This window comes from Micromonospora avicenniae, assembly GCF_900156065.1.
Classification (GTDB): Bacteria; Actinomycetota; Actinomycetes; order Mycobacteriales; family Micromonosporaceae; genus Micromonospora; species Micromonospora avicenniae.
Window position 1 is genome coordinate 231,042 of record NZ_FTNF01000005.1, and the last position, 24,159, is coordinate 255,200.

Annotated in this window: 18 protein-coding genes and 1 pseudogene; 7 read left to right on the forward strand and 12 right to left on the reverse strand. The window is 72.6% G+C overall.

Going from position 1 to position 24,159, the window contains the following annotated elements:
• Positions 1 to 51 precede the first annotated feature (51 nt).
• Complete coding sequence (locus BXA10_RS10795; RefSeq protein ID WP_076470144.1) at positions 52 to 498, reverse strand: hypothetical protein; 447 nt, start codon at positions 496 to 498, stop codon at positions 52 to 54.
• Between the two features lie 646 nt (positions 499 to 1,144).
• Positions 1,145 to 3,598 carry a Tex family protein gene (locus tag BXA10_RS10800; protein WP_076470288.1) on the reverse strand — a complete coding sequence of 818 codons (2,454 nt, stop codon included), beginning with the start codon at positions 3,596 to 3,598 and terminating at the stop codon, positions 1,145 to 1,147.
• A gap of 62 nt (positions 3,599 to 3,660) precedes the next feature.
• On the opposite strand from BXA10_RS10800, the gene BXA10_RS10805 reads away from it, so the two are divergent.
• Positions 3,661 to 5,172 carry a deoxyguanosinetriphosphate triphosphohydrolase family protein gene (locus tag BXA10_RS10805; RefSeq protein WP_076470287.1) on the forward strand — a complete coding sequence of 504 codons (1,512 nt, stop codon included), beginning with the start codon at positions 3,661 to 3,663 and terminating at the stop codon, positions 5,170 to 5,172.
• Here the strand turns inward: BXA10_RS10805 and BXA10_RS10810 are convergent, their stop codons facing one another.
• The 4 genes from BXA10_RS10810 to BXA10_RS10825 form a co-directional block, all read right to left on the reverse strand.
• Positions 5,173 to 6,318, reverse strand: coding sequence for an MBL fold metallo-hydrolase (locus BXA10_RS10810; protein WP_076470145.1), 1,146 nt, complete (start codon positions 6,316 to 6,318; stop codon positions 5,173 to 5,175).
• Positions 6,319 to 6,452: 134 nt separating this feature from the next.
• Positions 6,453 to 7,484, reverse strand: a complete 1,032-nt coding sequence (locus BXA10_RS10815; RefSeq protein WP_076470146.1) for a serine hydrolase — start codon at positions 7,482 to 7,484, stop codon at positions 6,453 to 6,455.
• Positions 7,485 to 7,570: 86 nt separating this feature from the next.
• Positions 7,571 to 8,515 (reverse strand): SDR family NAD(P)-dependent oxidoreductase, encoded by a 945-nt coding sequence (locus tag BXA10_RS10820; RefSeq protein ID WP_076470147.1) that lies wholly within the window; start codon positions 8,513 to 8,515, stop codon positions 7,571 to 7,573.
• Positions 8,512 to 9,696 (reverse strand): zinc-dependent alcohol dehydrogenase, encoded by a 1,185-nt coding sequence (locus BXA10_RS10825; protein WP_076470148.1) that lies wholly within the window; start codon positions 9,694 to 9,696, stop codon positions 8,512 to 8,514. The genes BXA10_RS10820 and BXA10_RS10825 overlap by 4 nt, the downstream gene beginning before the upstream one ends.
• Positions 9,697 to 9,840: 144 nt before the next feature.
• Here BXA10_RS10825 and BXA10_RS10830 point away from each other — a divergent pair, with 144 nt between their 5' ends.
• Together BXA10_RS10830 and BXA10_RS10835 are read left to right on the forward strand one after the other, a co-directional pair.
• The gene (locus tag BXA10_RS10830; RefSeq protein WP_076470149.1) at positions 9,841 to 10,410 is read left to right on the forward strand and encodes an RNA polymerase sigma factor; all 570 of its coding nucleotides are present in this window, start codon (positions 9,841 to 9,843) and stop codon (positions 10,408 to 10,410) included.
• A 19-nt stretch (positions 10,411 to 10,429) separates the two neighbouring features.
• On the forward strand, positions 10,430 to 11,395 hold the full coding sequence (locus BXA10_RS10835; protein ID WP_076470150.1) for a CU044_5270 family protein: 966 nt from the start codon (positions 10,430 to 10,432) through the stop codon (positions 11,393 to 11,395).
• A 98-nt stretch (positions 11,396 to 11,493) separates the two neighbouring features.
• Here the strand turns inward: BXA10_RS10835 and BXA10_RS10840 are convergent, their stop codons facing one another.
• From BXA10_RS10840 to BXA10_RS10850, 3 genes are read right to left on the reverse strand one after another with little or no spacing between them, the layout of a single operon-like run.
• Positions 11,494 to 12,255, reverse strand: a complete 762-nt coding sequence (locus BXA10_RS10840; RefSeq protein ID WP_076470151.1) for a succinate dehydrogenase/fumarate reductase iron-sulfur subunit — start codon at positions 12,253 to 12,255, stop codon at positions 11,494 to 11,496.
• Positions 12,252 to 14,189: a fumarate reductase/succinate dehydrogenase flavoprotein subunit gene (locus tag BXA10_RS10845; RefSeq protein ID WP_076470152.1), complete on the reverse strand. Its 1,938-nt coding sequence runs from the start codon at positions 14,187 to 14,189 to the stop codon at positions 12,252 to 12,254. Before BXA10_RS10845 ends, BXA10_RS10840 begins: the two co-directional genes overlap by 4 nt.
• Positions 14,190 to 14,191: 2 nt before the next feature.
• Entirely contained in the window at positions 14,192 to 14,929 is a 738-nt protein-coding gene (locus tag BXA10_RS10850) for a succinate dehydrogenase cytochrome b subunit (RefSeq protein ID WP_076470153.1), read from the reverse strand.
• A gap of 29 nt (positions 14,930 to 14,958) precedes the next feature.
• Here BXA10_RS10850 and BXA10_RS10855 point away from each other — a divergent pair, with 29 nt between their 5' ends.
• On the forward strand, positions 14,959 to 15,894 hold the full coding sequence (locus tag BXA10_RS10855) for a LysR family transcriptional regulator (RefSeq protein ID WP_076470154.1): 936 nt from the start codon (positions 14,959 to 14,961) through the stop codon (positions 15,892 to 15,894).
• 44 nt (positions 15,895 to 15,938) lie between these two features.
• Here BXA10_RS10855 and BXA10_RS32705 read toward each other — a convergent pair.
• Together BXA10_RS32705 and hrpA are read right to left on the reverse strand one after the other, a co-directional pair.
• Positions 15,939 to 16,574, reverse strand: a pseudogene (locus BXA10_RS32705) (DUF998 domain-containing protein); the annotation flags it as partial.
• A 98-nt stretch (positions 16,575 to 16,672) separates the two neighbouring features.
• Positions 16,673 to 20,710 (reverse strand): ATP-dependent RNA helicase HrpA, encoded by a 4,038-nt coding sequence (gene hrpA, locus BXA10_RS10865; RefSeq protein WP_076470156.1) that lies wholly within the window; start codon positions 20,708 to 20,710, stop codon positions 16,673 to 16,675.
• A 332-nt stretch (positions 20,711 to 21,042) separates the two neighbouring features.
• Here hrpA and BXA10_RS10870 point away from each other — a divergent pair, with 332 nt between their 5' ends.
• Positions 21,043 to 21,465 (forward strand): cytidine deaminase family protein, encoded by a 423-nt coding sequence (locus BXA10_RS10870; protein ID WP_245828206.1) that lies wholly within the window; start codon positions 21,043 to 21,045, stop codon positions 21,463 to 21,465.
• Positions 21,466 to 21,499: 34 nt separating this feature from the next.
• On the opposite strand, the gene BXA10_RS10875 is transcribed toward BXA10_RS10870, so the two are convergent.
• Positions 21,500 to 21,859: a YciI family protein gene (locus tag BXA10_RS10875; RefSeq protein ID WP_076470158.1), complete on the reverse strand. Its 360-nt coding sequence runs from the start codon at positions 21,857 to 21,859 to the stop codon at positions 21,500 to 21,502.
• Positions 21,860 to 22,009: 150 nt separating this feature from the next.
• Between BXA10_RS10875 and BXA10_RS10880 the strand changes: the two genes are divergently transcribed.
• Both BXA10_RS10880 and BXA10_RS10885 read left to right on the forward strand, forming a co-directional pair.
• Positions 22,010 to 23,056: a FecCD family ABC transporter permease gene (locus BXA10_RS10880; RefSeq protein ID WP_076470159.1), complete on the forward strand. Its 1,047-nt coding sequence runs from the start codon at positions 22,010 to 22,012 to the stop codon at positions 23,054 to 23,056.
• Positions 23,053 to 24,156: a FecCD family ABC transporter permease gene (locus BXA10_RS10885; RefSeq protein ID WP_245828207.1), complete on the forward strand. Its 1,104-nt coding sequence runs from the start codon at positions 23,053 to 23,055 to the stop codon at positions 24,154 to 24,156. The genes BXA10_RS10880 and BXA10_RS10885 overlap by 4 nt, the downstream gene beginning before the upstream one ends.
• Positions 24,157 to 24,159: the final 3 nt, after the last annotated feature.

A 24,159-nucleotide genomic window follows, 5' to 3' on the forward strand; every position in this document is an offset into this window, starting at 1 on the left:
CGGAACGGACACGGGTGGCGCGGAGCGCTGCGCACGCACGCCGCGCAGAGGTCAGGCGGGGGAACCCGGCTCGCCGTTCCCGTCGGTGAGGCGTCGGGTGAGCAGGGTCCGCAGCGGGATCGACTCACCGTCGCGCCCACCCTCGCCGACGATCAGCGGCGCCGGGCCGGGTTCGGGCTCGGCGCCGAGCAGCCGGGCCCGCAGGCCGCCGGGGACGGTCAGCAGGTGCCACCGCCCGTTGACGTCGACCGCCCGGGTGCGTGCCCGGTCCACGTACCAGCCGGTCAGCCGCGTCCGGTACCTACTCCGGCCGTCGTAGGAGCGGGCGGTGAGCGGGGTCGGGCGCAGACCACGCCGCCTCGCCTCGGCCACGAACCAGGCCACGATCTCCGCGGCCTGCGCGTGCTCCGCCGCGCGCCGGCGGGCGTCGGCCTCCGCGTGGACCCGGGCCGCGCGCCGCTGCCGCTCCGCCCAGTCCAGGCCGTCGTCGCCGCTCACGCCCCGACGGTACGCCCCACCGCCGCGCTGCCCGCCGTCCGTAGGCTCCCGGGTCCGGTCCGCCGTCCTCCGATGCCGCTGCCGATGCCGATGCGGAAGCTGGTCAGATGCCGATGCCGATGCCGATGCGGAAGCTGGTCAGATGCCGATGCCCATGCCGGAGCTGGTCAGCCTGCGGCGAGCGTGCGGTGGGCGTGGCGGCGGCAGCGGCCTCAGGCCGCTGGCTGTCGTGTCACCCACCTGGGTTGCTATGGAACTGAGTCGTCTGCGTCATCGCCCGATGCGGCAACGACATCAGCTCTAAAGGACGCCTGAAGTGCAACCCTCACGGCTGCCTGGCGGGGATCGACGGACTCCGGTGCGGCTTTCGTCGGAGATCCGCTCGGTCGGCGTCTCATGCGATGCCCGTCGAGGGTCGGCCGATCGGCTGTGCGCAGCGCGTCGGGCCGATTGGCTGTGCGCAGCGCGTCGGGCCGATCAGCCGTGGCCTGCGCGTCGCCTCCCCGTGCCAGCGGGAGCGCGCGGACCTCGGCCGCCGAGGGAGCGGTGTCGTGCTAACGCTCCACTCGGCGGCCGTTCATCTACCGGGCGGTCGGCGACGACGTCCCGGCCCGGCTGATGCTGATGTCCGCGCCGGACGGGTGGTTCAGGCGAGCCCGGCGCGGCGCAGCGCCTCCGCCATCTCGCTGTTGGCCGGCGCTGCGGCGCCGCGACCCTGCCGCGCGCCACCCCGGTCACCCTGGCCGCCGCGCGCCCCGCCCTGACCAGGCTGGCCACCCCGCACCCCGCCCTGGCCGCCGCGCGCGCCGCCCTGACCAGGCTGGCCACCGCGCGTCCCGCCCTGGCCGCCACCGCGAGGGGCGCCGCCCTGGCCGCCGCGACCGCCGCCGTCACCCCGGCCCGCACCGGCGCCGGGCTCGTCGTCGAGACGCAGGGTCAGCGAGATCCGCTTGCGCGGTACGTCGACGTCGAGCACCTTCACCTTGACCACATCGCCTGACTTGACCACCTCGCGGGGGTCCTTCACGAAGGTGCGGGACATCGCCGACACGTGCACGAGACCGTCCTGGTGCACGCCGACGTCGACGAACGCCCCGAAGGCGGCCACGTTGGTGACCACGCCTTCGAGGATCATGCCGGGCTGCAGGTCGCCGATCTTCTCCACGCCCTCGGCGAAAGCGGCCGTACGGAACTCGGGCCGCGGGTCCCGGCCCGGCTTCTCCAGCTCGGCGAGGATGTCGGTGACGGTCGGAAGACCGAACTTGTCGTCGACGAAGTCGGTGGCCCTCAACCCGCGCAGGATCGTCGACTTGCCGATCAACGACCGGACGTCCGTCTCCGTCCGGGCCAGGATCCGGCGCACCACCGGGTACGCCTCCGGGTGCACGCTGGAGGCGTCCAGCGGGTCGTCGCCGTCGGGGATACGCAGGAACCCCGCGCACTGTTCGAACGCCTTCGGGCCGAGCCGCGGCACCTTCTTCAGGTCGGCCCGGGTGCGGAACGGGCCGTTGGCGTCCCGGTGCAGCACGATGTTCTCGGCCAGCCCCGCGCCGATGCCCGACACCCGGGTCAGCAGCGGCGCCGACGCCGTGTTGACGTCCACCCCGACCGCGTTCACGCAGTCCTCCACGACCGCGTCCAACGATCGGGAGAGCTTCACCTCGGAGAGGTCGTGCTGGTACTGGCCGACGCCGATCGAGCGTGGGTCGATCTTCACCAGTTCGGCGAGCGGGTCCTGGAGACGCCGGGCGATGGAGACCGCGCCGCGCAGCGAGACGTCCATTCCGGGCAACTCCTGGGCCGCGTACGCGGACGCGGAGTACACCGACGCGCCGGCCTCGGAGACCACCACCTTGGTGAGCTTGAGCTGCGGGTGCCGCTTGATGAGGTCGCCGGCCAGCTTGTCGGTCTCCCGCGAGGCGGTGCCGTTGCCGATCGCGATCAGCTCCACCCCGTGCGTGCCGGCGAGCCGGGCGAGGGTCTCGATCGAGGCGTCCCACTGCCGGCGCGGCTCGTGCGGGTAGATGGTGTCGGTGGCGACCACCTTGCCGGTGGCGTCCAGGACGGCGGCCTTCACACCCGTACGCAGACCGGGGTCGAGGCCCATGGTCGGGCGTGCCCCGGCGGGTGCGGCGAGCAGCAGGTCACGCAGGTTGGTGGCGAAGACGCGTACGGCCTCCTCCTCGGCGGCCTGCCACAGCCGCATCCGCAGATCCGCGCCGAGGTGGATGAGGATCCGGGTACGCCAGGCCCAGCGCACCGTGTCGGCGAGCCACTTGTCGCCCGCGCGGCCGGCGTCGCTGATGCCGAATCGGCCGGCGATCGCGGCCTCGTACCGGGTCGGGCCGCTGACCACGGTGTCGGAGTCGCCCTCCGGCTCCGGGTCCATGGTCAGGTCGAGCACGCCCTCCTTCTCGCCCCGGAACATCGCGAGGATCCGGTGCGAGGGCAACGTCGGGTACCCCTCGGCGAAGTCGAAGTAGTCGGCGAACTTCGCCCCGGCCGACTCCTGCCCGTCGCGTACCCGGGACACCAGGCGACCCCGCGACCACATCTGCTCCCGCAGCGTGCCGATGAGGTCGGCGTCCTCGGCGAAACGCTCGATGAGGATGGCCCGGGCGCCGTCCAGCGCGGCGGCGGCGTCGGCGACCCCCCGGTCCGCGTCGACGAAGCCGGCCGCCGCATCCTTGGGGTCCTGCGTCGGGTCGGTCAGCAGCGCGTCGGCGAGCGGCTCCAGGCCGGCCTCGCGAGCGATCTGCGCCCGGGTGCGCCGCTTCGGCTTGTACGGCAGGTAGATGTCCTCCAGCCGGGACTTCGAATCCGCCGCCATGATCTGGGCTTCGAGGGCCTCGTCCAGCTTGCCCTGGCCGCGGATCGACTCCAGCACCGCCGCCCGCCGCTCGTCCAACTCGCGCAGGTAGCGCAGCCGCTCCTCGAGCGTGCGCAGCTGGGTGTCGTCGAGCAGGCCGGTGGCCTCCTTGCGGTAGCGGGCGATGAACGGCACGGTGGCGCCGCCGTCGAGCAGCTCCACGGCCGCCCGGACCTGGCGCTCGGCCACGCCGAGCTCCTCGGCGATCCGCTGATGAACAGAGAGGGTCACGATCTCGATCCGCCTTCGGGAGTGGTTTCCGCCCAGCATTCTGCCGGGATAGCGTGGCGATCATGGAACCACCTGTGGAGCCGCGTGTCCGGCGGCTCTTCGGCGGCAGCGCCCGGGCCCTCGGCGACCTCGCCACCAGCCCGTACCGGGCCGACCGCGACCGGATCGTGGGTTCGCCGTTCTTCGCCCGGCTCGGCGGGGTCACCCAGGTGATCAGCCCGGTCGGCTCCGGGCTGCTGGTGCACAACCGGCTCACCCACAGCCTCAAGGTCGCGCAGGTCGCCCGGGCGATCGCCGAGCGGCTCACCGCCGACGAGCACCGCCGGGACCTGCTCGACAAGCTCGGCGGCTGCGACCCGGACGTGGTGGAGGCCGCCGCTCTCGCCCACGACCTCGGCCACCCGCCGTTCGGACACCTGGGGGAGCGGGTGCTGGACCGGCTGGCGCGGCACCGCCTCGGCCTGACCGACGGATTCGAGGGCAACGCCCAGTCGTACCGGATCGTCACCAGCACCGAGATCCGCGGCGCTGCCACCACCGGCCTCGACCTCACCGCCGCCGTGCGGGCCGCGATGCTGAAGTACCCGTGGACCCGGCTCGACCACCCCGACCCGCACCCGCGGCTGATGGACCCGCCGCCACGCGGGGCCACCCCGCCGCCGGACGATCCGGACAGCGGTTCGGCGAAGTTCGGCGCGTACCGGACCGAGATCGACGACCTGCGGCAGGCCCGGGAACCGTTCGTGGGCCGGATCCCGGACTGGCAGCAGACCGTCGAGGCATCCGTGATGGACACCGCCGACGACATCGCGTACGCCATCCACGACGTCGAGGACTTCTACCGGGTCGGCGTGCTCCAGCAGGGCGCGGTCTCCGCCGAGCTGATGGCCTGGCAGCGGGAGGCCGGTCACCTCCGGGCGATCACCGACGCGGCGTTGGCCGCATCGGCCCGCCGACCCGGCGCGGCGATCGAGCGGCTCCGCCGGCAGTTGCACCGCAAGGACGCCTGGGTGACCGACGACGACGCCTTCGCCGCGGCGGTCGAGCACGTCCGGGAGGAGTTGGTGGACGGACTGCTGGCCATGCCGTTCGACGGCTCGATCGAGGCCGAGCAGTACGTGGCCCGCTTCTCCGCCCGCTGGTCCACCCGGTTCGTCGAGGCGGTCACCGTGACCGACCGGCCGTCGGTGCGCTCCGGGTACGTGCTGCTCGGCTGCGCGCAGTGGCACGAGGTGCAGGTGCTCAAGTTCGTGCACCACCGGTTCGTGCTGGCCCGCCCCGACCTGGCCCTGCACCAGCGTGGGCAGGCCCGGCTGCTGGGCACCCTCGTGGAGGCGCTGTGGGAGTGGCTGCTCGACCCGGAGGAGGAATCCCGTCTGCCGCGGCGCCTGCACGATCTCGTGGAGCTGGCCGAGGCGGAGCTGCACCCGCGGACCCACGACCGGATCGGCCGGGCCCGCGGCCGGGCGATCATCGACTTCGTCGCGCAACTCACCGACGGTCAGGCGGTGGCGATGCTGGACGCGCTCTCCGGCCGGTCCGGAGCGCTCTGGACCGACGCGTTCGTGCTCTGATCAGGCGACCGCCTGCCACCAGCCGTCGACCGGCGGCGGGTCGTCCACCACCACCCGCTCACCCGGCCGGGGCACCGCCAGCCGGATGTCGCGGGCCTTCGCCTCCGCCCAGAGCCGGTCCACCGGCTCGGCCCAGTCGTGCAGGGCGAGGTTGAACGTCGCCCAGTGCACCGGGATGAACAGACCGCCGCGCAGGTCGAGGTGGGCCTCCACCGCCTCCTCCGGGTACATGTGGATGTTCGGCCAACCCTGGTCGTACGCGCCGATCTGCATCAGCGTGACGTCGAAGGGGCCGTGCTCGGCGCCGATGGCGGCGTAGCCGGCGAAGTAGCCGGAGTCGCCGGTGTAGAAGGCCCTGCGCTGCGCACCGGCGATCACCCACGAGCTCCAGAGCGTGCCGTCGCGGCGCAGCCCCCGCCCGGAGAAGTGTCGGGCGGCGGTGGCGGTGAGGGTCAGATCGCCCACCCGGTGGCTCTCCGACCAGTCCAGTTCGACGATCCGCTCCTCCGGCACCCCCCACCGGTCCAGGTGCGCGCCGACTCCGAGCGGCACCACGAACGGCGCGTTCTGGCCGGCCAGCAGCCCCCGTACGGTGGGCAGGTCGAGGTGGTCGTAGTGGTCGTGGGAGATCAGGATCGCGTCCAGCGCGGGAAGTTCGTCGAGACGTACCGGCGGCTCGTGCAGCCGGCGCGGGCCGATCACCGCCGACGGGGAGCAGCGCTCGCTCCAGACCGGATCGAGCAGCACCCGCCGGCCCTCGATCTCGATCAGTGCCGAGGCGTGGCCGTACCAGATCACGTTGAGTTCCCGGCCCGCCTGCGGGTCGGGCGGGGCGGCCGGTCGCAGCAGCGGCACGGCGGCGCTCGGCCGGCGCTTCTGCTTGCCGAAGAGAAGCTCCCAGACCAGGTTGCGCGCCGGCTCGGCGGCCGTCGAGCGGACGTCCGACGGGTTGCGGAAGGCGCCGTCGCGGAACTGCGGGGACCGTGCCGCCCGCTCGGCCCGCGCGCCGGTCAGCCGACCGCCGAGTGCCAGCGGCACGTCCCGGGCCGTCCAGGCGAGCCCGGCCAGCGCCGCCACGCCGGCCAGCCGGCCCAGCCGCCGGCCGAGGAAGCGATCGAGTTCCTTTCGTTGCGCTCCGTCGCGCATGCTCGCTCCTTCCGGCGCTCCCGCCCTACACGGTAGTCATCGGGTGTGTCCCCGTTCACCTGAAACAGTCACCTGGCGTCGCCACGCCACCGGCACCGGGGAACGTCCGGTGGCGCGGCGCCGGCCGGCTGGGCTCAACCGCCGTTGCTTGGCCGCCGGGCGCTCGGGCTGTGTCGCCGGCCCGAGCCGCTGAGGTGAGCGGTGGCGTCAATCAGGATCCGGCCGAGCCGGGCGCGGGCCTGCACGGCGGGGTGCGTGGCGCCGAAGTCGTCGGCGTCGGCCTGACCGTCGGCGAACAGCGCGTACGTCAGCACCGCGGCGCCGGCCGGGTCGAAGATGACACCCGCCTCGTGCCGCGCCGTGCCGAACCAGCCCGCCTTGGTGGCGACGCGGGCCCGCTCCTGCGACGACATGACGCGCCGGATCCCATCGGTGAAGGCGATGGGGGAGCGCAACACGTCGAGCAGGAATGCCGTGGACGACGGCGAGATGACGGTGCCGGCCACGTGCGCGCGCAGCAGGTCGTGGGTCTCCTGCGGGGTGCTGGTGCCGAGGAAGAAGCGGTTCGGGTTGGCCACCGGTTCGACCTGGGTGTTCGGGAAGCCCTTGGCGACCAGGATGCTGTTCAACTCGGCGGCGGGGCAGACCAGGCCGCAGAGCCGGACGGCGGTGTCGTCGGAGACCGTCAGCAGGGCCGTGAGGGCGTGCCCGAGGGTGACCGAGCTGGGGTAGGCGTTGTCGAGGCTGAAGATGCCGTCACCGCCCGGCACCACGATCTCGGCGGTCACCTCCAGCCGCTGGTCCAGTGCGAGCAGACCCCGGTCCACCTTGTCGAGCACCGCCGTGGCCACCGCGATCTTGTTGACGCTGTACGCCTCGAGCCGCTGATCGGGGGCGTCCGCCACGGCCACCACCGGAGCGCCGCCGGCGGCGCCGGCCACGCTGATGTACGCCTGCCAGTTCCCGCCGGCCCGAGCCGTCTCCCGCTCGTACGCCTCCGCCACCCGGGCGGCCACCCGCTCCGGGGAGCCGGCGGCCTCGGTGGTGAGGCCCGGCTCCGGGTCGCCGCTCCTGGCGGACGCCGGCCCGGCCGTGCCCAGCACTGTGCCGGCGGTGGCCACCGTGCCGAGCCCGAGCGCGGTCCTGCGGTTAACCCTGATAGTCAATCGTTTCTCCCGTCGTGGTGCACCGGAGTGGTTCCCGGCCCACCACACTAGGCGAATCGATCGACGAACGTGATACCGGCTACTGCTCACCGCGCCCGTCGCAGCACGCGCGCGCCTATCGTTGCGGGCAGCGTGGCGGCGGTGTGCAGGACGTTACCGAGGTCGGGCAACCAGCCGCCGCGTACCGACTCGCTGCCCGGATCCGGGGTGAAGACCACCCCGTCGTGCGCGGCCACCGCTTCGTCGGCCAGGCCGAGCCGCCGCATCAGCGGCCCCACCAGTACGTCGTACAGGCCGGGCAGGCAGGTGAAGCCGAGCCGCATCAACGGGTTGAGCCGGCCGACCGACACCTCGCGGCGGGGCCGTTCGACGCACCCGACGATGGCCCGGGCGGCTCTCTCCGGCGCGGCGATCGGTGGCGGTGGCCGGCCGACCAGGCCGAGGTGGTTCGCCGCCCGCTGGTAGATGGGGGTGTCGACACTGCCGGGGCTGACCAGGCAGACGTGGATGTCGGGGGCGTCGCGCACCTCCTGCTGGAGGGAGCGGACCAGGCCGGTCAGTCCCCACTTCGCGGCCACGTAGCAGCTCATGTAGGGCGCGGTGATGTGCCCCAGCACCGATCCGGTGAGGACGAGCGTGCCCGAACCGGTGGACCGGAAGTGCCGCAGCGCCACCCGGGCCGCCTCCGCGGCCGCCAGCAGGTCGGTCCGGACCACCTGGTCGAAGACCCGCCCCGGCAGCAGGTCGAAGCGGCCGTACGCGGTGACCGCCGCTGTGTGCGCCCAGACGTCGATGCGGCCGAACCGGTCGACGGCCGCGGCCGCGAGCGCCTCCAGCGCGCCGGGCGCGGTGATGTCGGTCGGCACCACGAGCGCCTCTGCGCCCTCGGCGGCGCACTCGGCGCGTACCTCTTCGAGGGCCTGCGGAGCGCGGGCGGCGAGCACCAGGCGGTCGCCGCGCCGGGCGAACTCCCGGGCGACCACCCGACCGATCCCGCTGCTGGCGCCGACGGCGACCACGACCCGGCTCACGGTTCGAGCACGACCTTCACGCAGCCGTCCCGCTTGGACTGGAACATCTCGTACGCCTCCGGCGCCTGCTGCAGCGGCAGCCGGTGGGTACGCAGGTCCGTCACGCCGAGCGGATCGCCGTCACCGCTCAGCAACGGCATGATCTCGTCGACCCAGCGGCGTACGTGGCACTGGCCCATCCGCAGCTGCACGCCCCGGTCGAACATCTCCATCAGCGGCATCGGATCCATCTCGCCGCCGTAGACGCCGGAGAGCGAGACGGTGCCGCCGCGGCGGACGGACTTCAGCGCGGCATGCAGCACGCTGAGCCGGTCCACGCCCACCCGGTCGGTCATCGCCTGGGCCAGCCGGTCGGGGAGCAGGCCGGCCGCGGCCTGGGCGAGCTTGCCGGTGGGGGAGCCGTGCGCCTCCATGCCGACCGCGTCGATCACCGCGTCCGGGCCGCGCCCGTCCACCAGGTCGATCAGCGTGCCCGGCACGTCGTCGATCTCGCGTACGTCGAGCACCTCAACGCCGTGCCGGCGGGCCAGCTCCAGGCGTTCCGGCACCAGGTCGAGGCCGATCACCCGGCCGGCGCCGAGGTGCCGGCCGACCCGGGCGCAGAACTGCCCGACCGGGCCGAGCCCGAAGACGGCGAGCGTGCCGCCGGGCGGGGTGTCGGCGTACTTCACCGCCTGCCAGGCGGTCGGCAGGATGTCGGAGAGGTAGAGCCAGCGTTCGTCCGGGCCGCCCTCGGGGACGGTGATCGGGCCGAACTCGGCGTGCGGCACCCGCAGGTACTCGGCCTGGCCGCCGGGCACCGAGCCGTAGAGGCAGGTGTAGCCGAACAGCGCGGCGCCCTTGCCCTCGGCGCGGACCTGGGTGGTCTCGCACTGCGCGTACAGCTGGCGCCGGCACATCCAGCAGGCCCCGCAGGCGATGTTGAAGGGCACCACCACCCGGTCGCCCGGTTTGAGCCGGGTCACGCCGGTGCCGACCTCCTCGACGATGCCCATCGGCTCGTGCCCGAGCACGTCGCCCGGTTTCAGGTACGGCCCGAGCACCTCGTACAGGTGCAGGTCCGAGCCGCAGATCGCGGTCGAGGTGACCCGTACGATCGCGTCGGTCGGCTCCTCGATCCGCGGGTCGGGCACCTCCTCCACCCGTACGTCCCGCTTGCCCTGCCAGGTCAGTGCCTTCATGTCCGGTTCCCTCCAGAACTCTCCCCGCACTGCTACCCGGGTGCGCGGAGTTGAACCGGAAGGATTCCGACCAGGCCTGATCCGGTAACGGCCGTGCTCCGCCGGACGAAGAAGAGGAGTAACGGCTACCAGAGAGGACGGCCAGTGCATGACCCTGACCCAGCGGAGGGCGACGTCTCCCGCATCGGAGTCGATCCAGTGGCCTTCGAGGCCTTCTACCGCCGCCACGTGGCGGCGGTCGGCCGATTCGTGGCACGGCGGGTGGACGACCCGCACCTCGCCGCCGACCTGACCGCCGACGTGTTCCTCGCGGTGATCGAGTCGGCGGCCGGCTACCGGGCCGACCGGGGCAGCGAGATCGGCTGGCTGTTCGGGGTGGCCCGCAACGTGATCGCCGACGAGCGGCGGCGGGCGGCCCGACGGCTGCGGGTGACCGGGCGGATGGCCGGACGACGGGACCTGGACGCCGACGACATCGCCCGCATCGAGGAGCGGATCGACGCCGAGTCGGCGGCCCGTCGTACCCATCGGGCGCTGAGCGAGCTGCCCGAGGAGACCCGCGCGCTCGTCGAACTCGTCGCCGTCGACGGCCTCACCGTCACGGAGGCGGCTGCCGCGCTCGGGTTGTCCCCGGTCGCCGCCCGGGTCCGCCTGCACCGTGCCCGTCGCAGCGTTCGCGCCGTGCTCGCCCGACCGGCCGCCACCCTCGCCTGATGAGAACGGAGATGACGCCATGACCAGGACAGAACAGTCGCCGCACGGTTTCGAGGAGCGGCTCCTCACGGATCTGAAGGCACATGTCGCCCAGCGGGCCGAGACGGTTCCGGTGGCCCGCCGGGCCGGCAGCCGCGTGCGGTTCCTGCGCGGCCGACGGCTCATCGGCGTGTTCGGGCTGGCGGTCGCGCTGACCGCCGGCGGTCTGGCGGTCCAGGCGATCGGGGTGGGCGACCGGCCGCCGCCCACGGCCGACGCGGCGGAGATCTTCCGGCTCGCCGCCGACGCCGCCCGGCAACAGCCTGAGCTAACCGCCCGGCCCGACCAGTACGTCTTCACGGAGCTTCTGACGACGACCCGGGAGCTGCCGGACAGCGGCCCGTACATCACCGCGCGTGCGCAGCTGTGGCAGTCAGCCGGGGGTATCGCGCACACGCAGGCCCGGTACCGCCCGGAGACCGGACCGGACGGGTGGAGCGAGCTGCGGGTGATCCGCCCGATCGATCCCGGGGATCCCCGCAGGGAGCTCGACGAACTCCCGTCGCCCGCGTACCACGGCGACCTGCCCACCGATCCGGCCGAGCTGCTCCGATACCTTCGGGAACACCCGGTCGACCTGCACCTGCCCGAGGGCGCCGACGAGCAGGCCGTGTACGGGGACGAGAGCATGGCGTACACCACGGCGCGGTCGATGCTCCGCGGCTACGTGCCGCCCCGAGCGCTGGCGGCGCTCTTCGAACTGCTGGCGCGGCAGCCGGGAGCGGTCGTCATGTCGGGGGACGTGGTGGACGCCGCGGGCCGGCACGGGGTGGCGATCCGGATGCCCGGGGTGATCGGTGGCAACGAGGATTTGATCTTCGACCGGGACACCCACGTCTACCTCGGCAACCGGGGGTCTGTCATCCGCAACGGCAAGGAGTCGCTGCAGTCGGCGGACGCGCTGCTGCGCGTCGCGATCGTCGACCGGCCGGGCCAGCTGCCCTGACCGGTGGCGTCCGGCCGGCCGGGTCGAATCCGGGCGGGGAGACGGATCGGGCCGCCGCACCCTCCAGGGTGCGGCGGCCCGTCGTACGTACCGTCCGGTCAGGAACCGGGCTTGCCGGCCGCCTTCTTGGTGGCCATGAGGAAGTCCCGGTTCAGCCGGCCGATGGTGTTCAGCGGGATGCCCTTCGGGCAGGCCACGGTGCACTCACCGGTGTTGGTGCAGCCGCCGAAGCCGGCCTCGTCGTGCGCGTCGACCATGCCGATCACCCGGGTGTACCGCTCCGGCTGGCCCTGCGGCATCAGCGAGAGCTGGGTGATCTTGGCGGCGGTGAAGAGCATGCCGGAGCCGTTCGGGCAGGCCGCCACGCAGGCACCGCAACCGATGCAGGCCGCCGCCTCGAAGGCCGCGTCCGCGTCGGACTTGGGGACCGGCATCGAGTGCGCTTCGGGGGCGCTGCCGGTCGGCGCGGTGATGTAACCGCCGGCCGCGATGATCTTGTCGAACGCGCTGCGGTTGACCACCAGGTCCTTGACCACGGGGAAGGCCTGGGCCCGCCACGGCTCGATGTCGATCGTGTCGCCGTCCTTGAACTGCCGCATGTGCAGCTGGCAGGCGGTGGTGCCGCGCTGCGGCCCGTGCGCCATGCCGTTGATCATCATGCCGCACATGCCGCAGATGCCCTCGCGGCAGTCGTGGTCGAAGGCCACCGGGTCCTCGCCGGCGAGGATCAGGCGTTCGTTGAGCACGTCGAGCATCTCCAGGAACGACATGTCCGGGGAGACGTCGTCGACCTGGTAGGTCACCATCCGACCCTTGTCCTCGGGGCCCGTCTGGCGCCAGATGCGCAGGGTCAGGTTCACTTGTAGCTCCGCTGCGTGGGGTGGACGTATTCGAACTGCAGGTCTTCCTTGTGCAGCACCGACGGCTGGCCGGTGGCGGTGAACTCCCAGGCCGCGACGTACGAGAAGTGCTCGTCGTCGCGCTGGGCCTCGCCGTCCTCGGTCTGGTGCTCGGCCCGGAAGTGGCCGCCGCAGGACTCCTCGCGGTGCAGGGCGTCGATGCACATGAGCTCGGCCAGCTCGAAGAAGTCGGCCACCCGGCCGGCCTTCTCCAGTGACTGGTTGAGCCCCTCGCCGTCGCCGAGCACCCGCACGCGCTGCCAGAACTGGTCGCGCAGGGCGCGGATCTCGTCGATTGCCTTGCGCAGCCCGGCCTCGGTGCGCTCCATGCCGCAGTGGTCCCACATGATCTGGCCCAGCTCGCGGTGGAACGAGTCGACGGTCCGGTCGCCGTTGACCGCCAGCAGCCGCTGGAGGCGGTCCTCCACGTCCCGCCGGGCCTCGGCCGCCGCCGGGTGGCTCTCGTCGACCTTCTCGAACGGGCCGGCCGCCAGGTAGTTGGCGATGGTGTTCGGCAGCACGAAGTAGCCGTCGGCCAGGCCCTGCATCAGCGCGGACGCGCCCAGCCGGTTGGCCCCGTGGTCGGAGAAGTTCGCCTCACCGATCACGAACAGGCCGGGGATGGTCGACTGCAGGTCGTAGTCGACCCACAGCCCGCCCATCGTGTAGTGCACCGCGGGGTAGATCCGCATCGGCACCTCGTACGGGTCCTCGCCGGTGATGCGCTCGTACATCTCGAAGAGGTTGCCGTACTTGGCCTCGACGGCCTTGCGGCCGAGCCGGCCGATCGCGTCGGCGAAGTCGAGGTAGACGCCGAGCCCACCGGGGCCGACACCGCGACCCTGGTCGCAGACGGCCTTGGCGGCCCGGGAGGCGATGTCGCGGGGCACCAGGTTGCCGAAGGAGGGGTAGATCCGCTCCAGGTAGTAGTCCCGCTCGTCCTCGGGGATGTCCTTCGGGTTGCGGTCGTCGCCCTTGGCCTTGGGCACCCACACCCGGCCGTCGTTGCGCAGCGACTCACTCATCAGGGTCAGCTTCGACTGGTGGTCGCCGGAGACCGGGATGCAGGTCGGGTGGATCTGCGTGTAGCAGGGGTTGGCGAAGTACGCGCCCTTGCGGTGCGCCCGCCAGGTGGCGGTGACGTTGCAGCCCTTGGCGTTGGTGGAGAGGTAGAAGACGTTGCCGTAGCCACCGGAGGCGAGCACGACGGCGTCGGCGAACTCGGTGGTGATCTCGCCGGTGACCAGGTCCCGGACCACGATGCCCCGGGCCTTGCCGTCGACGACGATCAGCTCCAGCATCTCGTGCCGGGCGTTCATCTCCACGTTGCCCAGGCCGATCTGCCGCTCGAGCGCCTGGTACGCGCCGAGCAGCAGCTGCTGGCCCGTCTGGCCCCGGGCGTAGAAGGTGCGCTGTACCTGGGCGCCGCCGAAGGACCGGGTGTCCAGCAGGCCGCCGTACTCGCGGGCGAACGGCACGCCCTGGGCGACGCACTGGTCGATGATGTTGACGGAGACCTCGGCCAGCCGGTGCACGTTCGATTCGCGGGAGCGGAAGTCGCCGCCCTTGACGGTGTCGTAGAAGAGCCGGTACACCGAGTCGCCGTCGTTGCGGTAGTTCTTGGCGGCGTTGATGCCGCCCTGCGCGGCGATCGAGTGGGCCCGGCGCGGGCTGTCCTGGTAGCAGTAGGACTTGACCCGGTAGCCCTGCTCGGCGAGCGTGGCGGCGGCCGAGCCGCCGGCCAGGCCGGTGCCGACCACGATCACGGTCATCTTCCGGCGGTTGGCCGGGTTGACCAGCTTGGACTCGAAGCGGTGGCGTTCCCAGCGGGTCTCGATCGGTCCGTCAGGAGCCTTGGTGTCGGCGATCGGGTCGCCCTCGGTGAAAAGATCCATGGTCAGGACACCAATCCGGTCAGTACGGCGAACGGGATCACCAGGAAGCCGCCGCAGATGACGACGGCGACGGCCAGCGCGGAGAGTCGTGCCCATCGCTCACCCTTGGGCGTCTGCTGTCCCAGGCTGCGAAGCGCGCTGAACACACCGTGCCGGAGGTGGAAGCCCAGCGTGACGATCGCCAGGGTGTAGAAGAGCGTGACGTACCAGCGCTCCGGCGCGAAGTCGGCCACGACGTTGCTGTACGGCTTGCTGCTGCTGCCGACCGGGTTCAACGTGCCGGCGCTCAGGTCCAGCAGGTGGTAGATCACGAAGAGCAGGATGATCACGCCACCCCAGCGCATCGTGCGGGCCGCGTAGCTGCCCTGGACCTTGGGCCGGTGCGCGTACCGGACCGGGCGAGCGGCGCGCGCCCGCAGGGCCAGCACGCTTGCGGACCAGATGTGCGCCACGACGGACACCGTCAGCGCGCCGCGCAGGATCCAGAGGAACCACACACCCGGCAGCAGCGGTTTGCCGATGTCGCGCAGCCAGTGCGCGTAGTGGTCGAAAGCCGGCTGGCCCGCGAAGGCCTTCAGGTTTCCGATCATGTGCGCGACCAGGTACAGCACAAAGAAGATGCCTGACACCGCCATGACGGCCTTGAGGCCGACGTTCGAGCGGATCGGCGACCGGGTTCTCGTCGTCGTGACTACCACAGGGCCGACGCTAGGAGTAGTTCGATCAGTCGTCCAATGCATCGACAGCGCAGTCTTGATAGCCGTAGGCTATGGGCATGCAGCTGCACCAGCTGAGGTACTTCGTAGCGGTGGCCGAAGTACGACATTTCACCCAGGCTGCCGACATCGTCGGCATAACCCAGCCGTCGCTGAGTAAGCAAATTCACGCTCTGGAGGGCGACCTGGGAGCCCCGCTCTTCGAACGAGTAAGAGGCAACATCGCTCTCACCGCGGCGGGCGAGGTGCTCCTGCCGTTGGCCAGACGGATCCTCGCCGACGTCGACACCGCCACCCGGGAGGTGCAGGAACTGGTCGGGCTCCGGCGCGGGCGGGTCCGCCTCGGCGCCACCCCCAGCCTGGCCACCTCGCTCGCCCCGCCGGTGCTGCGCCGGTTCCGCGACGCGCACCCCGCGGTGGACCTGCGGGTGGAGGAGGGCGGCTCCCAGGACCTGGTCCGTGACCTGCTTCGGGGCGACCTGGATCTCGCGCTGATCATCATGCCGGGCCAGGGCGCGGACCCGGGGCTGCGCGTCGACCCGATCCTGCGGGAGAGCCTCGTGGTCGCCTCCGTGGCGGAACCGGGGACCCCCGCCGACGCCGACGAGCTGCGCATCACCGACCTGCGCGACCGGCCGATGGTGATGTTCCGCGAGGGCTACGACCTGCGCGACGCCACCATTCAGGCGTGCCGGGCGGCCGGCTTCGAACCGACGTTCGCCGTCGACGGCGGCGAGATGGACGCCGTGCTGAGCTTCGTCGAGGCCGGGCTGGGCATCGCGCTGGTGCCGGGCATCGTCGTCGCCCGCCGCCCGGGCGTACGCATCACGCGGCTCGCCCCGCCGGGCGTGACCCGGACCATCGCGGTGGCCCGGCGCCGCGACGTGGTGCCGACCAACGCCGGTCGGGAGCTGCGCCGCATCCTGCTGGAGTACGTCCGCGACGCCACCGCCGAGGGCGAACTCCCACCGGGCGTCGAACCGCTGTAGACCCCCGCGACCCCGCCGCCGCACCGCAGATGGGCGACGAGGATCAGCAGGCAGACCTCACCGAGGCAGACGAGGCGTTCGAGCAGACCGACGTACGGGCGCAGCGGCGAACCCACCAGATAGGCGGCCACGAAAGGGATCAGCGCCACCACGCAGACACCCGCGCCCGCGACCACCGCGCGGGCGAGGCGGCCCGGATGCCGTACGGCGACGAGCAGCGCGCCCACCGGCAGGCCGGACAGGGCGGCGACGGCCGCCCAGCGGTGGATGTCCCCGGTGGTGGTCACCGCCACGCCGACCGGGTCGCGGGGAAAGACGACCAGGACCACCAGCCCCACGCACCAGGCGAGCAGCCCGGCCGGCCCCACGACTGCCAGCGGCCTTCTCCACCGGGCGATCGACCGTCCGGGCCCGCGCAGCGCCGGAGCCAGCAGCAGCGCCGAACCCGCGGCCAGCGTCAGGACGGCCACGTTGAACAGCCAACCGTGACGCGACAGCGCGTAGTCGCTGACCGTGTCCCGCACCGGGTCGACGGGATGCCCGGGCAGGTGCAGGACGCCGAACAGGAGCATCGCCACCCCGGCCCCGAACAGACCGGCGATTCGGGCGACGGCCGGCGTGCGGGTCGGCCGGGAACCGGTTCCGGTGGCCGACCCGAGGGACGTGGAGGCTGTGGGCACGAGCCGTTCTCCTCACCCGGCGGCGCGCCCGGACGGGCACGCGAGGGCGAGCGTGTTCCCGCTCCGCCCCACACCACACCACCCGATCAGGGCCCGTTTCAGCGACCCTCGGCCTCGTCCATGGCTCGGTAGATGCGCTGCTCCGACACCGGGTACGGGGTACCGAGCGCCTGGGCGAACACGTTCACCCGGAGCTCCTCGATCATCCAGCGGATCTGCCGGGCTGCCGCCGACTGCCGCCGCGCCGGCGGCAGCGCCGCCAGCATGTCCTGGTACTCCTTCTGCACCACGGCGATCCGGTCCTGCTGCTGCTTGTCCCGCTGCGGGCTGCCCGGCAGCCGGTCCAGCCGCCGCTCGATCGCGGTCAGGTAGCGCAGCAGATCGGGCAGGCGCGCGTATCCGGCCTCCGTGATGAACCCGTCGTGCACGAGCCCGGTGAGCTGGTTGCGGATGTCGGCCAACGCGGCCACCACCGCCAGGTTCTTCGTCGCACCGAGCCGCTGCTCCACCGTGTACGCGGCGGCGAGCACCCGGCGTGCCCGCTCCATCACCTCGACCACCGTGTCGATCAGGTCGGCGCGGACCCGTTCGCGCAGCGCGGCGAAGCCGTCGGCGTCCCAGGCCGGGCCGCCCGCGTCGGTGACCAGCTTGTCGATCGCCGCGCCGGCCGCGTCCTCGATGAGCGCCTGCACCCCGCCGTGCGGGTTACGGCTGAGCGCCAGCTTCGCCTCGTTGGACAACCGCCCCTGGAGGAACTTCGCCGGTGACGGCACGGTCAGCCGCAGCAGCCGCCGCGTGCCCGCCCAGTGCGCCGCCTCCGCCTCGGGCGCCGAGTCGAAGACCCGTACGCCGACGGTGGCGCCCTCGTCGACCAGCGCCGGGTACGCCGTCACCGCGTACCCCGCCCGGACCTGTTCGATGGTGCGGGGCAGGGTGCCGATGCTCCACTCGCGCAACCCGGTGCGGGCCACGTCCGGCGCGGCGGCCGCCACCACCTGCCGTACCTCGGTCTTCAGCTGCCGTTGCAGCGCCGGCAGGTCCTTGCCCTCGGCGACCGGTTTGTCGTCCTCGCCGAGCACCCGGAAGGTGACGCGCAGGTGCGCCGGCAGTTTCGCCGGTTCCCAGGCGTCGCGGGGCACGGTGACCCCGGTCATCCGGCGCAGCTGGCGGGTCAGGGCGTCGAGCAGCGGTTCCTCGCCGGCGGGCATGGCGGCGAGCGCCGCCCGGGCGTAGTCGGGCACCGGGACGAAGTTGCGGCGCAGCGCCTTGGGCAGTGAGCGGATAAGCGCGATGACCATTTCCTCACGCAGCCCCGGCACCTGCCAGTCGAAGGTCTCCGCCGGCACCTGGTTGAGCAGGGGCAGCGGAATGTCCACCGTGACGCCGTCGCTGGCCGTACCCGGTTCGAAGGTGTAGGTCAGCGGCAACGCCACCCCGTCGGCCCGCCACTCGTCCGGGTAGTCGGCCTCGTCGACCCCGCCGCGGCCCTCGTTGACCAGCAGCTCGCGGGTGAAGGTGAGCAGGTCGGGCCGCTCCCGCCGGACCTGCTTCCACCAGGCGTCGAAGTGCCGGCCGGAGACGACGTCGGCGGGGATGCGCGCGTCGTAGAAGTCGAAGATCGTCTGGTCGTCGACGAGGATGTCCCGCCGCCGGGCCCGGTTCTCCAACTCCTCGATCTCGGTCAGCAGGCGCTGGTTGTCGCGCCAGAACTGGTGGTGGGTCTGCCAGTCGCCCTCGACGAGCGCGTGCCGGATGAACAGCTCCCGGCTGAGCGCCGGGTCGATCCGGCCGAAGTTGACCTTCCGCGAGGTGACCAGCGGGACGCCGTAGAGGGTCACCTTCTCGTAGGCCATCACGGCCGCCTGCTTCTTCTCCCAGTGCGGCTCGCTGTAGCTGCGCTTCACCAGGTGCTGGGCGAGGGGCTCCACCCACTCCGGCTCGACCCGGCCGGCGATCCGGCCCCAGAGCCGGGACGTCTCCACCAACTCGGCGGCCATCACCCAGCGCGGCGGCTTGCGGAACAGCGCCGAGCCGGGGAAGAGCGCGAACTTCGCGCCCCGGGCGCCGAGGTATTCGTTCTTCTGCGCGTCCTTCAGGCCCACGTGGGAGAGCAGCCCGGCCAGCAGCGACTGGTGCACCTTCGGGGTGTCGATCTCCTCCGGCAGGTCCGCGCCGCCGCCACGCCGGCCGCCGTCGGTCGCGCCGGCCTCCCGCGCCGGTCGCCCACCACGACCCCGGCCCTCCTCGGGCGTACGCAGCACCTGGCGCAGCTGGCTGACGATGTCCTGCCACTCGCGTACCCGCAGGTAGTTGAGGTACTCGGCCTTGCACATCCGGCGGAAGGCGCTGGAGGACAGGGTCCGCTGCTGCTCCCGCAGGTAGCGCCAGAGGTTCAGCAGCGCCACGAAGTCCGACTCCCGGTCGGTGAACCGGGCGTGTGCCTGGTCGGCCTGGGCCTGCTTGTCGGCCGGCCGCTCCCGTGGGTCCTGGATCGACAGCGCCGCCGCGATCACCATGACCTCGGTGGCGCAGCCGTTGCGCTCACCCTCGACCACCATGCGGGCCAGCCTCGGGTCGACGGGCAGTTGCGCCAGCCGGCGCCCGAGCGGGGTGAGCCGCTTCGCCGGGTCGGGCTCGGTCGGGTCCAACCCGCCCAGCTCGTGCAGCAGGTTGACGCCGTCGGTGATGTTGCGCCGGTCCGGCGGCTCGATGAACGGAAACGCGGCGATGTCGCCGAGCCCGATCGCGGTCATCTGGAGGATCACGGAGGCCAGGTTCGTCCGCAGGATCTCCGGGTCGGTGAACTCCGGTCGGGAGAGGAAGTCCTGCTCGTCGTAGAGGCGGATGCAGATGCCGTCCGAGGTGCGGCCGCAGCGTCCCTTGCGCTGGTTCGCCGACGCCTGCGAGACCGGTTCGATCGGCAGCCGCTGCACCTTGAGCCGGTTGCTGTACCGCGAGATACGGGCGGTGCCGGGATCGACCACGTACTTGATGCCGGGCACGGTCAGCGAGGTCTCCGCCACGTTGGTCGCCAGTACCACCCGCCGCCCGCCGTGCGGGGCGAACACGCGGTGCTGTTCGGCGGCGGAGAGCCGGGCGTACAACGGCAGGATCTCGGTGCCACGCAGCAGCGGCTTCTTCTCCACCAGCCGGCTCAGCGCGTCGGCGGTGTCGCGGATCTCCCGCTCGCCGCTGAGGAAGACCAGGATGTCGCCCGGGCCCTCGGCGGCCAGTTCCTCGACGGCGTCGCCGATCGCCTGGATCTGGTCGCGGACGTTCTCCTCGTCCCCGTCCTCCTCGTCCGACTCGCTGACCTCGACCAGCGGCCGGTACCGCACCTCCACCGGGTACGTCCGTCCGGAGACCTCGATGACCGGCGCGGGATTGCCCCCGGCGTCGGCGAAGTGCCGGGCGAAGCGGTCGGTCTCGATGGTCGCCGAGGTGATGACCACCTTGAGGTCGGGGCGACGGGGCAGCAGCTGCTTCAGGTAGCCGAGGATGAAGTCGATGTTGAGGCTGCGCTCGTGCGCCTCGTCGATGATCAGGGTGTCGTACTGGCGGAGCATCCGGTCGGTCTGCAGCTCGGCGAGCAGGATGCCGTCGGTCATCAGCTTCACCAGGCTGCGGTCGCCGACCTGGTCGGTGAAGCGGACCTTGTAGCCGATCACGTCACCCAGTTCGGTGCCGAGCTCGTCGGCGATCCGGTCGGCGACCGTACGCGCGGCCAGCCGCCGCGGCTGGGTGTGCCCGATCAGCCCGTTGATCCCGCGCCCCAGCTCCAGGCAGATCTTGGGCAGCTGGGTGGTCTTTCCGGAGCCGGTCTCGCCGGCCACGATCACCACCTGGTGGTCCCGGATCGCGGCGGCGAGGTCGTCCTTGCGCTCGCTCACCGGCAGGCCGGCCGGATACGTGATCGTCGGCACCGCGGCCCGCCGGTCGGCGAGCCGCTGCTCGGCCCGCTCGACCTCGGTGGCGATCTCGGTCAGCGCCGCGGCCCGCCGCTGCGGGTCGCGGAGCTTGCGGACGCCGTCCAGCCGACGCTGGAGTCTGCGCTGGTCGCGGAACATCAGGGGGGCGAGGCGGCGGTGCAGCTCCCGGACGGTGTCAGGAGCGGCGGGTACGGCTGGATTCTGCATGTCGTCGCCAAGAATAGGCCGCCGCCCGGAAGCCGCCTCCTGGTTTACCGTCCGGCCCGCTCCAACCGGGCCGAGCCCCGCGTCGATGCGCGCTGGCGCCTCAGGAGCGCCCGCCCGGCGCGGGGCTGACCCGCTGCGTTGATACCGCACAGGCATATTGATGACTCCGGGGTATCGCGCTCGTCGAGACACCCCCGCCCTGCCCCGTCTGCGCCGCCAAGATCCTCCCGTGGCGAGGAATCCGCCGCGACCGGGCGGCCGACCACCGGCCGGGTCTCGGCAGCCGGCCCGGTTAGAGTGGCCGCCGGACGACGACGGGGGGCGATATGGAGATGCGGGACACCGACCGGGCGCTGGTGCAGGCGGCGACAGCCGTCGCCAAGCTGCGTTGCCGCAGCGAGAACCACACGGTCGCCGCCGCGGCCCGGTCCGCCGACGGCCGGGTCTTCACCGGGGTGAACGTCTACCACTTCACGGGCGGACCCTGCGCGGAGGTGGTCGCGATCGGCGCCGCCGCCACCCAGGGCGTCACCGAGCTGGAGACCATCGTCGCGGTGGGGGACCGGGGGCGTGGGGTGATCCCGCCGTGCGGGCGATGCCGGCAGGTGCTCCTGGACTACTTCCCGTCGATCCGGGTGATCGTCGGCCCGGCGGACGGGCTGCGTGTCGTGCCGATCGGCGACCTGCTTCCCGAGACGTACGTCTGGGCCGATCATCAGATCGACCCGGTGCCCGCGCCGCGGCCCGGCGACTGACCCGGCACAGGCAAGGCGCGGCCCGGTCGCGCGCTCAGTCCCCGGCCGCCGCCTCGAGCATCGAACGCGGCACCGGCACACCCTCGAACCGGATGATGCCCTCCGGGACCATCCAGCTCATCACCCGCACCTCCAGCAGCCCGGCACGCACCGCAGGGTCGTTGTGGAAGAGCTCGCGCGCCATGTCCGGGTGCACGGAGAGTACGACGAAGCCGCGGAGCCGTTCGTCGTCCGCCTCCACGAAGGGTCCGGCCGCGAGGACGAGGTCCTGCTCCACCAGTCCGGACTGGTGGGCCAGATGCGCGGCGTGCAACCGGTCGAACGCCTCCGGCGGCAACTGCGGGGCGTCGGTGGGTTGCGCCAGCAGGACGACCGTGTGCTGGTCGTATCGCATTTCCCCACCCTAGGGGCGTACGTCCCCGCTGGTACCGGGTTCGCGACGTACGCGCAGGTCAACGAGGTTCGATATAGGGCCACCGTTAGGTGCGCCTAACCTGAGTCGGCTAAGGTAAGGCGAACCTAAGCGCGTAACCGCAGGAGTTTCGTGACCACCCTTCTCAGCCGGCCGGTCGAGGCCGGCAACCGCACCGGCACCCGCAGCGGGCGCCGGATCGCGGTCACCGTCGCGGCCGCGCTCGTGCTGCTGCTCACCGTGCTTGCCAGCTTCGCGCTCGGCAGCCGGCAGCTCCCCGTCGACCAGGTGTGGCACGCCCTCGTGTCGCCGGACGGCGGCGAGGCGAGCACCATCGTCCGCGAGCTGCGCCTGCCCCGGACCGCCCTCGGTCTCGTCGTCGGCGTGGCGCTCGCCGTCGCCGGCGTACTCCTCCAGGCCCTCACCCGCAACCCGCTGGCCGAGCCACGGATCCTCGGCATCAGCGCCGGCGCCTCGTTCGGCGTGGTGCTGGCCATCTCCGTCTTCGGCGTGAGCACGCTCGCCGGGTACGTCTGGTTCGGCATCGGGGGCGCGTTCCTCGCCGGGCTGCTGGTCTTCGCCGTGGCCGCCCGCACCCGCGAGGGCGCCAGCCCGGTCACCCTCGCGCTGGTCGGCGCCGCCCTCGACGCCAGCCTCGGTTCCGTGGTGTACGCGCTGCTCAGCACCGACGTGCAGACCTTCGAGTCGTACCGCTTCTGGGTGGTCGGCGGGCTCACCGGGCGGGACGTGTCCGTCGCCGTGCAGGTGCTGCCGTTCCTGCTCGCCGGGCTCGTGCTGGCCGCGCTGGTCGCCCGCGGCCTGGACGCGCTCGCCCTCGGTGACGACGTGGCGCGTGGCCTCGGCAACCGCATCGGCCTGGTCCGTCTCGGCGGGGGCGTCGCCGCCGTCCTGCTCACCGGCGCGGCCGTCGCCGCCGCCGGGCCGATCGCGTTCGTCGGCCTGGCCGTGCCGCACCTGGCCCGGGCTCTGGTCGGCGCCGACCACCGCTGGACCCTCGCCGTCTCCGCGCTGCTCGGGCCGGCCCTGCTGCTCGGTGCCGACATCGTCGGCCGGCTCGTCGACCCACCCAGCGAGGTGCCTGCCGGCATCATCACCGCGTTGATCGGCGCGCCGCTGCTCGCCATCCTGGTCCGCCGCGCGAAGGTGGTGACCGCGTGACCGCCCCCAGCCGTGCTCGGACCGTCGCCGCGACGACCGGCGAACCCGTCGCCACTCCGTCCGTCGCCGCTCGCCTGCCCGGCCGCTCGCTGCTGCGGCTCGGTCCGCTCAGCCTGCAGATCCGCCGCCGCTCGGTGCTGGTCGCCGCCGTCCTCGTGGTGCTGCTCGCCGCGGCCGCCGTGCTGAGTCTCTCCCTCGGCACCCCGTACGTCGCCCCGGCCGACGTGCTGCACGCGCTCTCCGGCGCCGGCACCCCGTACGACCTGGTCGTCCTCGACCTGCGGCTGCCCCGGGTGGTGCTCGCCGCGGTGGCCGGCGCGGCGTTCGGCGTGGCCGGCACGCTGATCCAGAGCGTGGCGCGCAACCCGCTCGCCAGCCCGGACGTCATCGGCATCACCCAGGGCGCCGGCCTCGCCGCGACCATCGCGTTGACCAGTGGCGCGGCGGCGGTGGTGGTCGCACCGGCGGCGCTGGCCGGTGGCCTGGTCGCCGCCGTCGTGGTGCTCGCCCTCGGCGCGCGGCACGGACTGGCCGCGCAGCGGTTCGTGCTGGCCGGTGTGGCGGTCGCGTTCGCACTGCGGGCGCTCACCGAGATCGTCATGATCACTGCCGAGGCCATCGACGGGCAGCGTGCCCAGATCTGGCTGGTCGGCACTCTGGCCGGCAAGGGCTGGGCCGAGGCCGCCTGGATCGGCGGCGCCCTGCTCGTGCTGCTGCCGGTGTTGGCCTGGGCCGGCTGGGCATTGAACAGCAGCGCCCTCGACGACGACACCGCCCGGGGCATCGGATTGCGCCCCGTGGCCCGCCGGATCGGGCTCGCCGGCGCCGGCGTGCTCGTCGCCGCGATGGTCACCGCCCAGGTCGGCGCGGTCGACTTCGTGGCGCTGGTGGCACCGCAGGTGGCCCGCCGGCTCGTCCGCTCCGAACGTCCACCACTTGTCTGCGCCGCGCTGCTCGGCGCGCTGCTGCTGGTGCTGGCCGATCTCGCCGGGCGGCGACTCTTCGCCCCGACGCAACTGCCGGCCGGCGTGCTGACCGCCGCCATCGGTGGCCCGTACCTGATGTACCTGCTGCTCCGCGGCCGTAAGAGGTCGTCGTGACTG

What these genes read in the sequence shown, in the direction of transcription:
- BXA10_RS10805 (WP_076470287.1), top strand. Translation starts at nt 3,661, where the DNA reads ATGGAACCACCTGTGGAGCCGCGTGTCCGGCGGCTCTTCGGCGGCAGC.
- BXA10_RS10810 (WP_076470145.1), bottom strand. Translation starts at nt 6,318, where the DNA reads ATGCGCGACGGAGCGCAACGAAAGGAACTCGATCGCTTCCTCGGCCGG.
- BXA10_RS10825 (WP_076470148.1), bottom strand. Translation starts at nt 9,696, where the DNA reads ATGAAGGCACTGACCTGGCAGGGCAAGCGGGACGTACGGGTGGAGGAG.
- BXA10_RS10835 (WP_076470150.1), top strand. Translation starts at nt 10,430, where the DNA reads ATGACCAGGACAGAACAGTCGCCGCACGGTTTCGAGGAGCGGCTCCTC.
- BXA10_RS10845 (WP_076470152.1), bottom strand. Translation starts at nt 14,189, where the DNA reads ATGGATCTTTTCACCGAGGGCGACCCGATCGCCGACACCAAGGCTCCT.
- BXA10_RS10850 (WP_076470153.1), bottom strand. Translation starts at nt 14,929, where the DNA reads ATGCATTGGACGACTGATCGAACTACTCCTAGCGTCGGCCCTGTGGTA.
- BXA10_RS10855 (WP_076470154.1), top strand. Translation starts at nt 14,959, where the DNA reads ATGGGCATGCAGCTGCACCAGCTGAGGTACTTCGTAGCGGTGGCCGAA.
- hrpA (WP_076470156.1), bottom strand. Translation starts at nt 20,710, where the DNA reads ATGCAGAATCCAGCCGTACCCGCCGCTCCTGACACCGTCCGGGAGCTG.
- BXA10_RS10870 (WP_245828206.1), top strand. Translation starts at nt 21,043, where the DNA reads ATGCGGGACACCGACCGGGCGCTGGTGCAGGCGGCGACAGCCGTCGCC.
- BXA10_RS10875 (WP_076470158.1), bottom strand. Translation starts at nt 21,859, where the DNA reads ATGCGATACGACCAGCACACGGTCGTCCTGCTGGCGCAACCCACCGAC.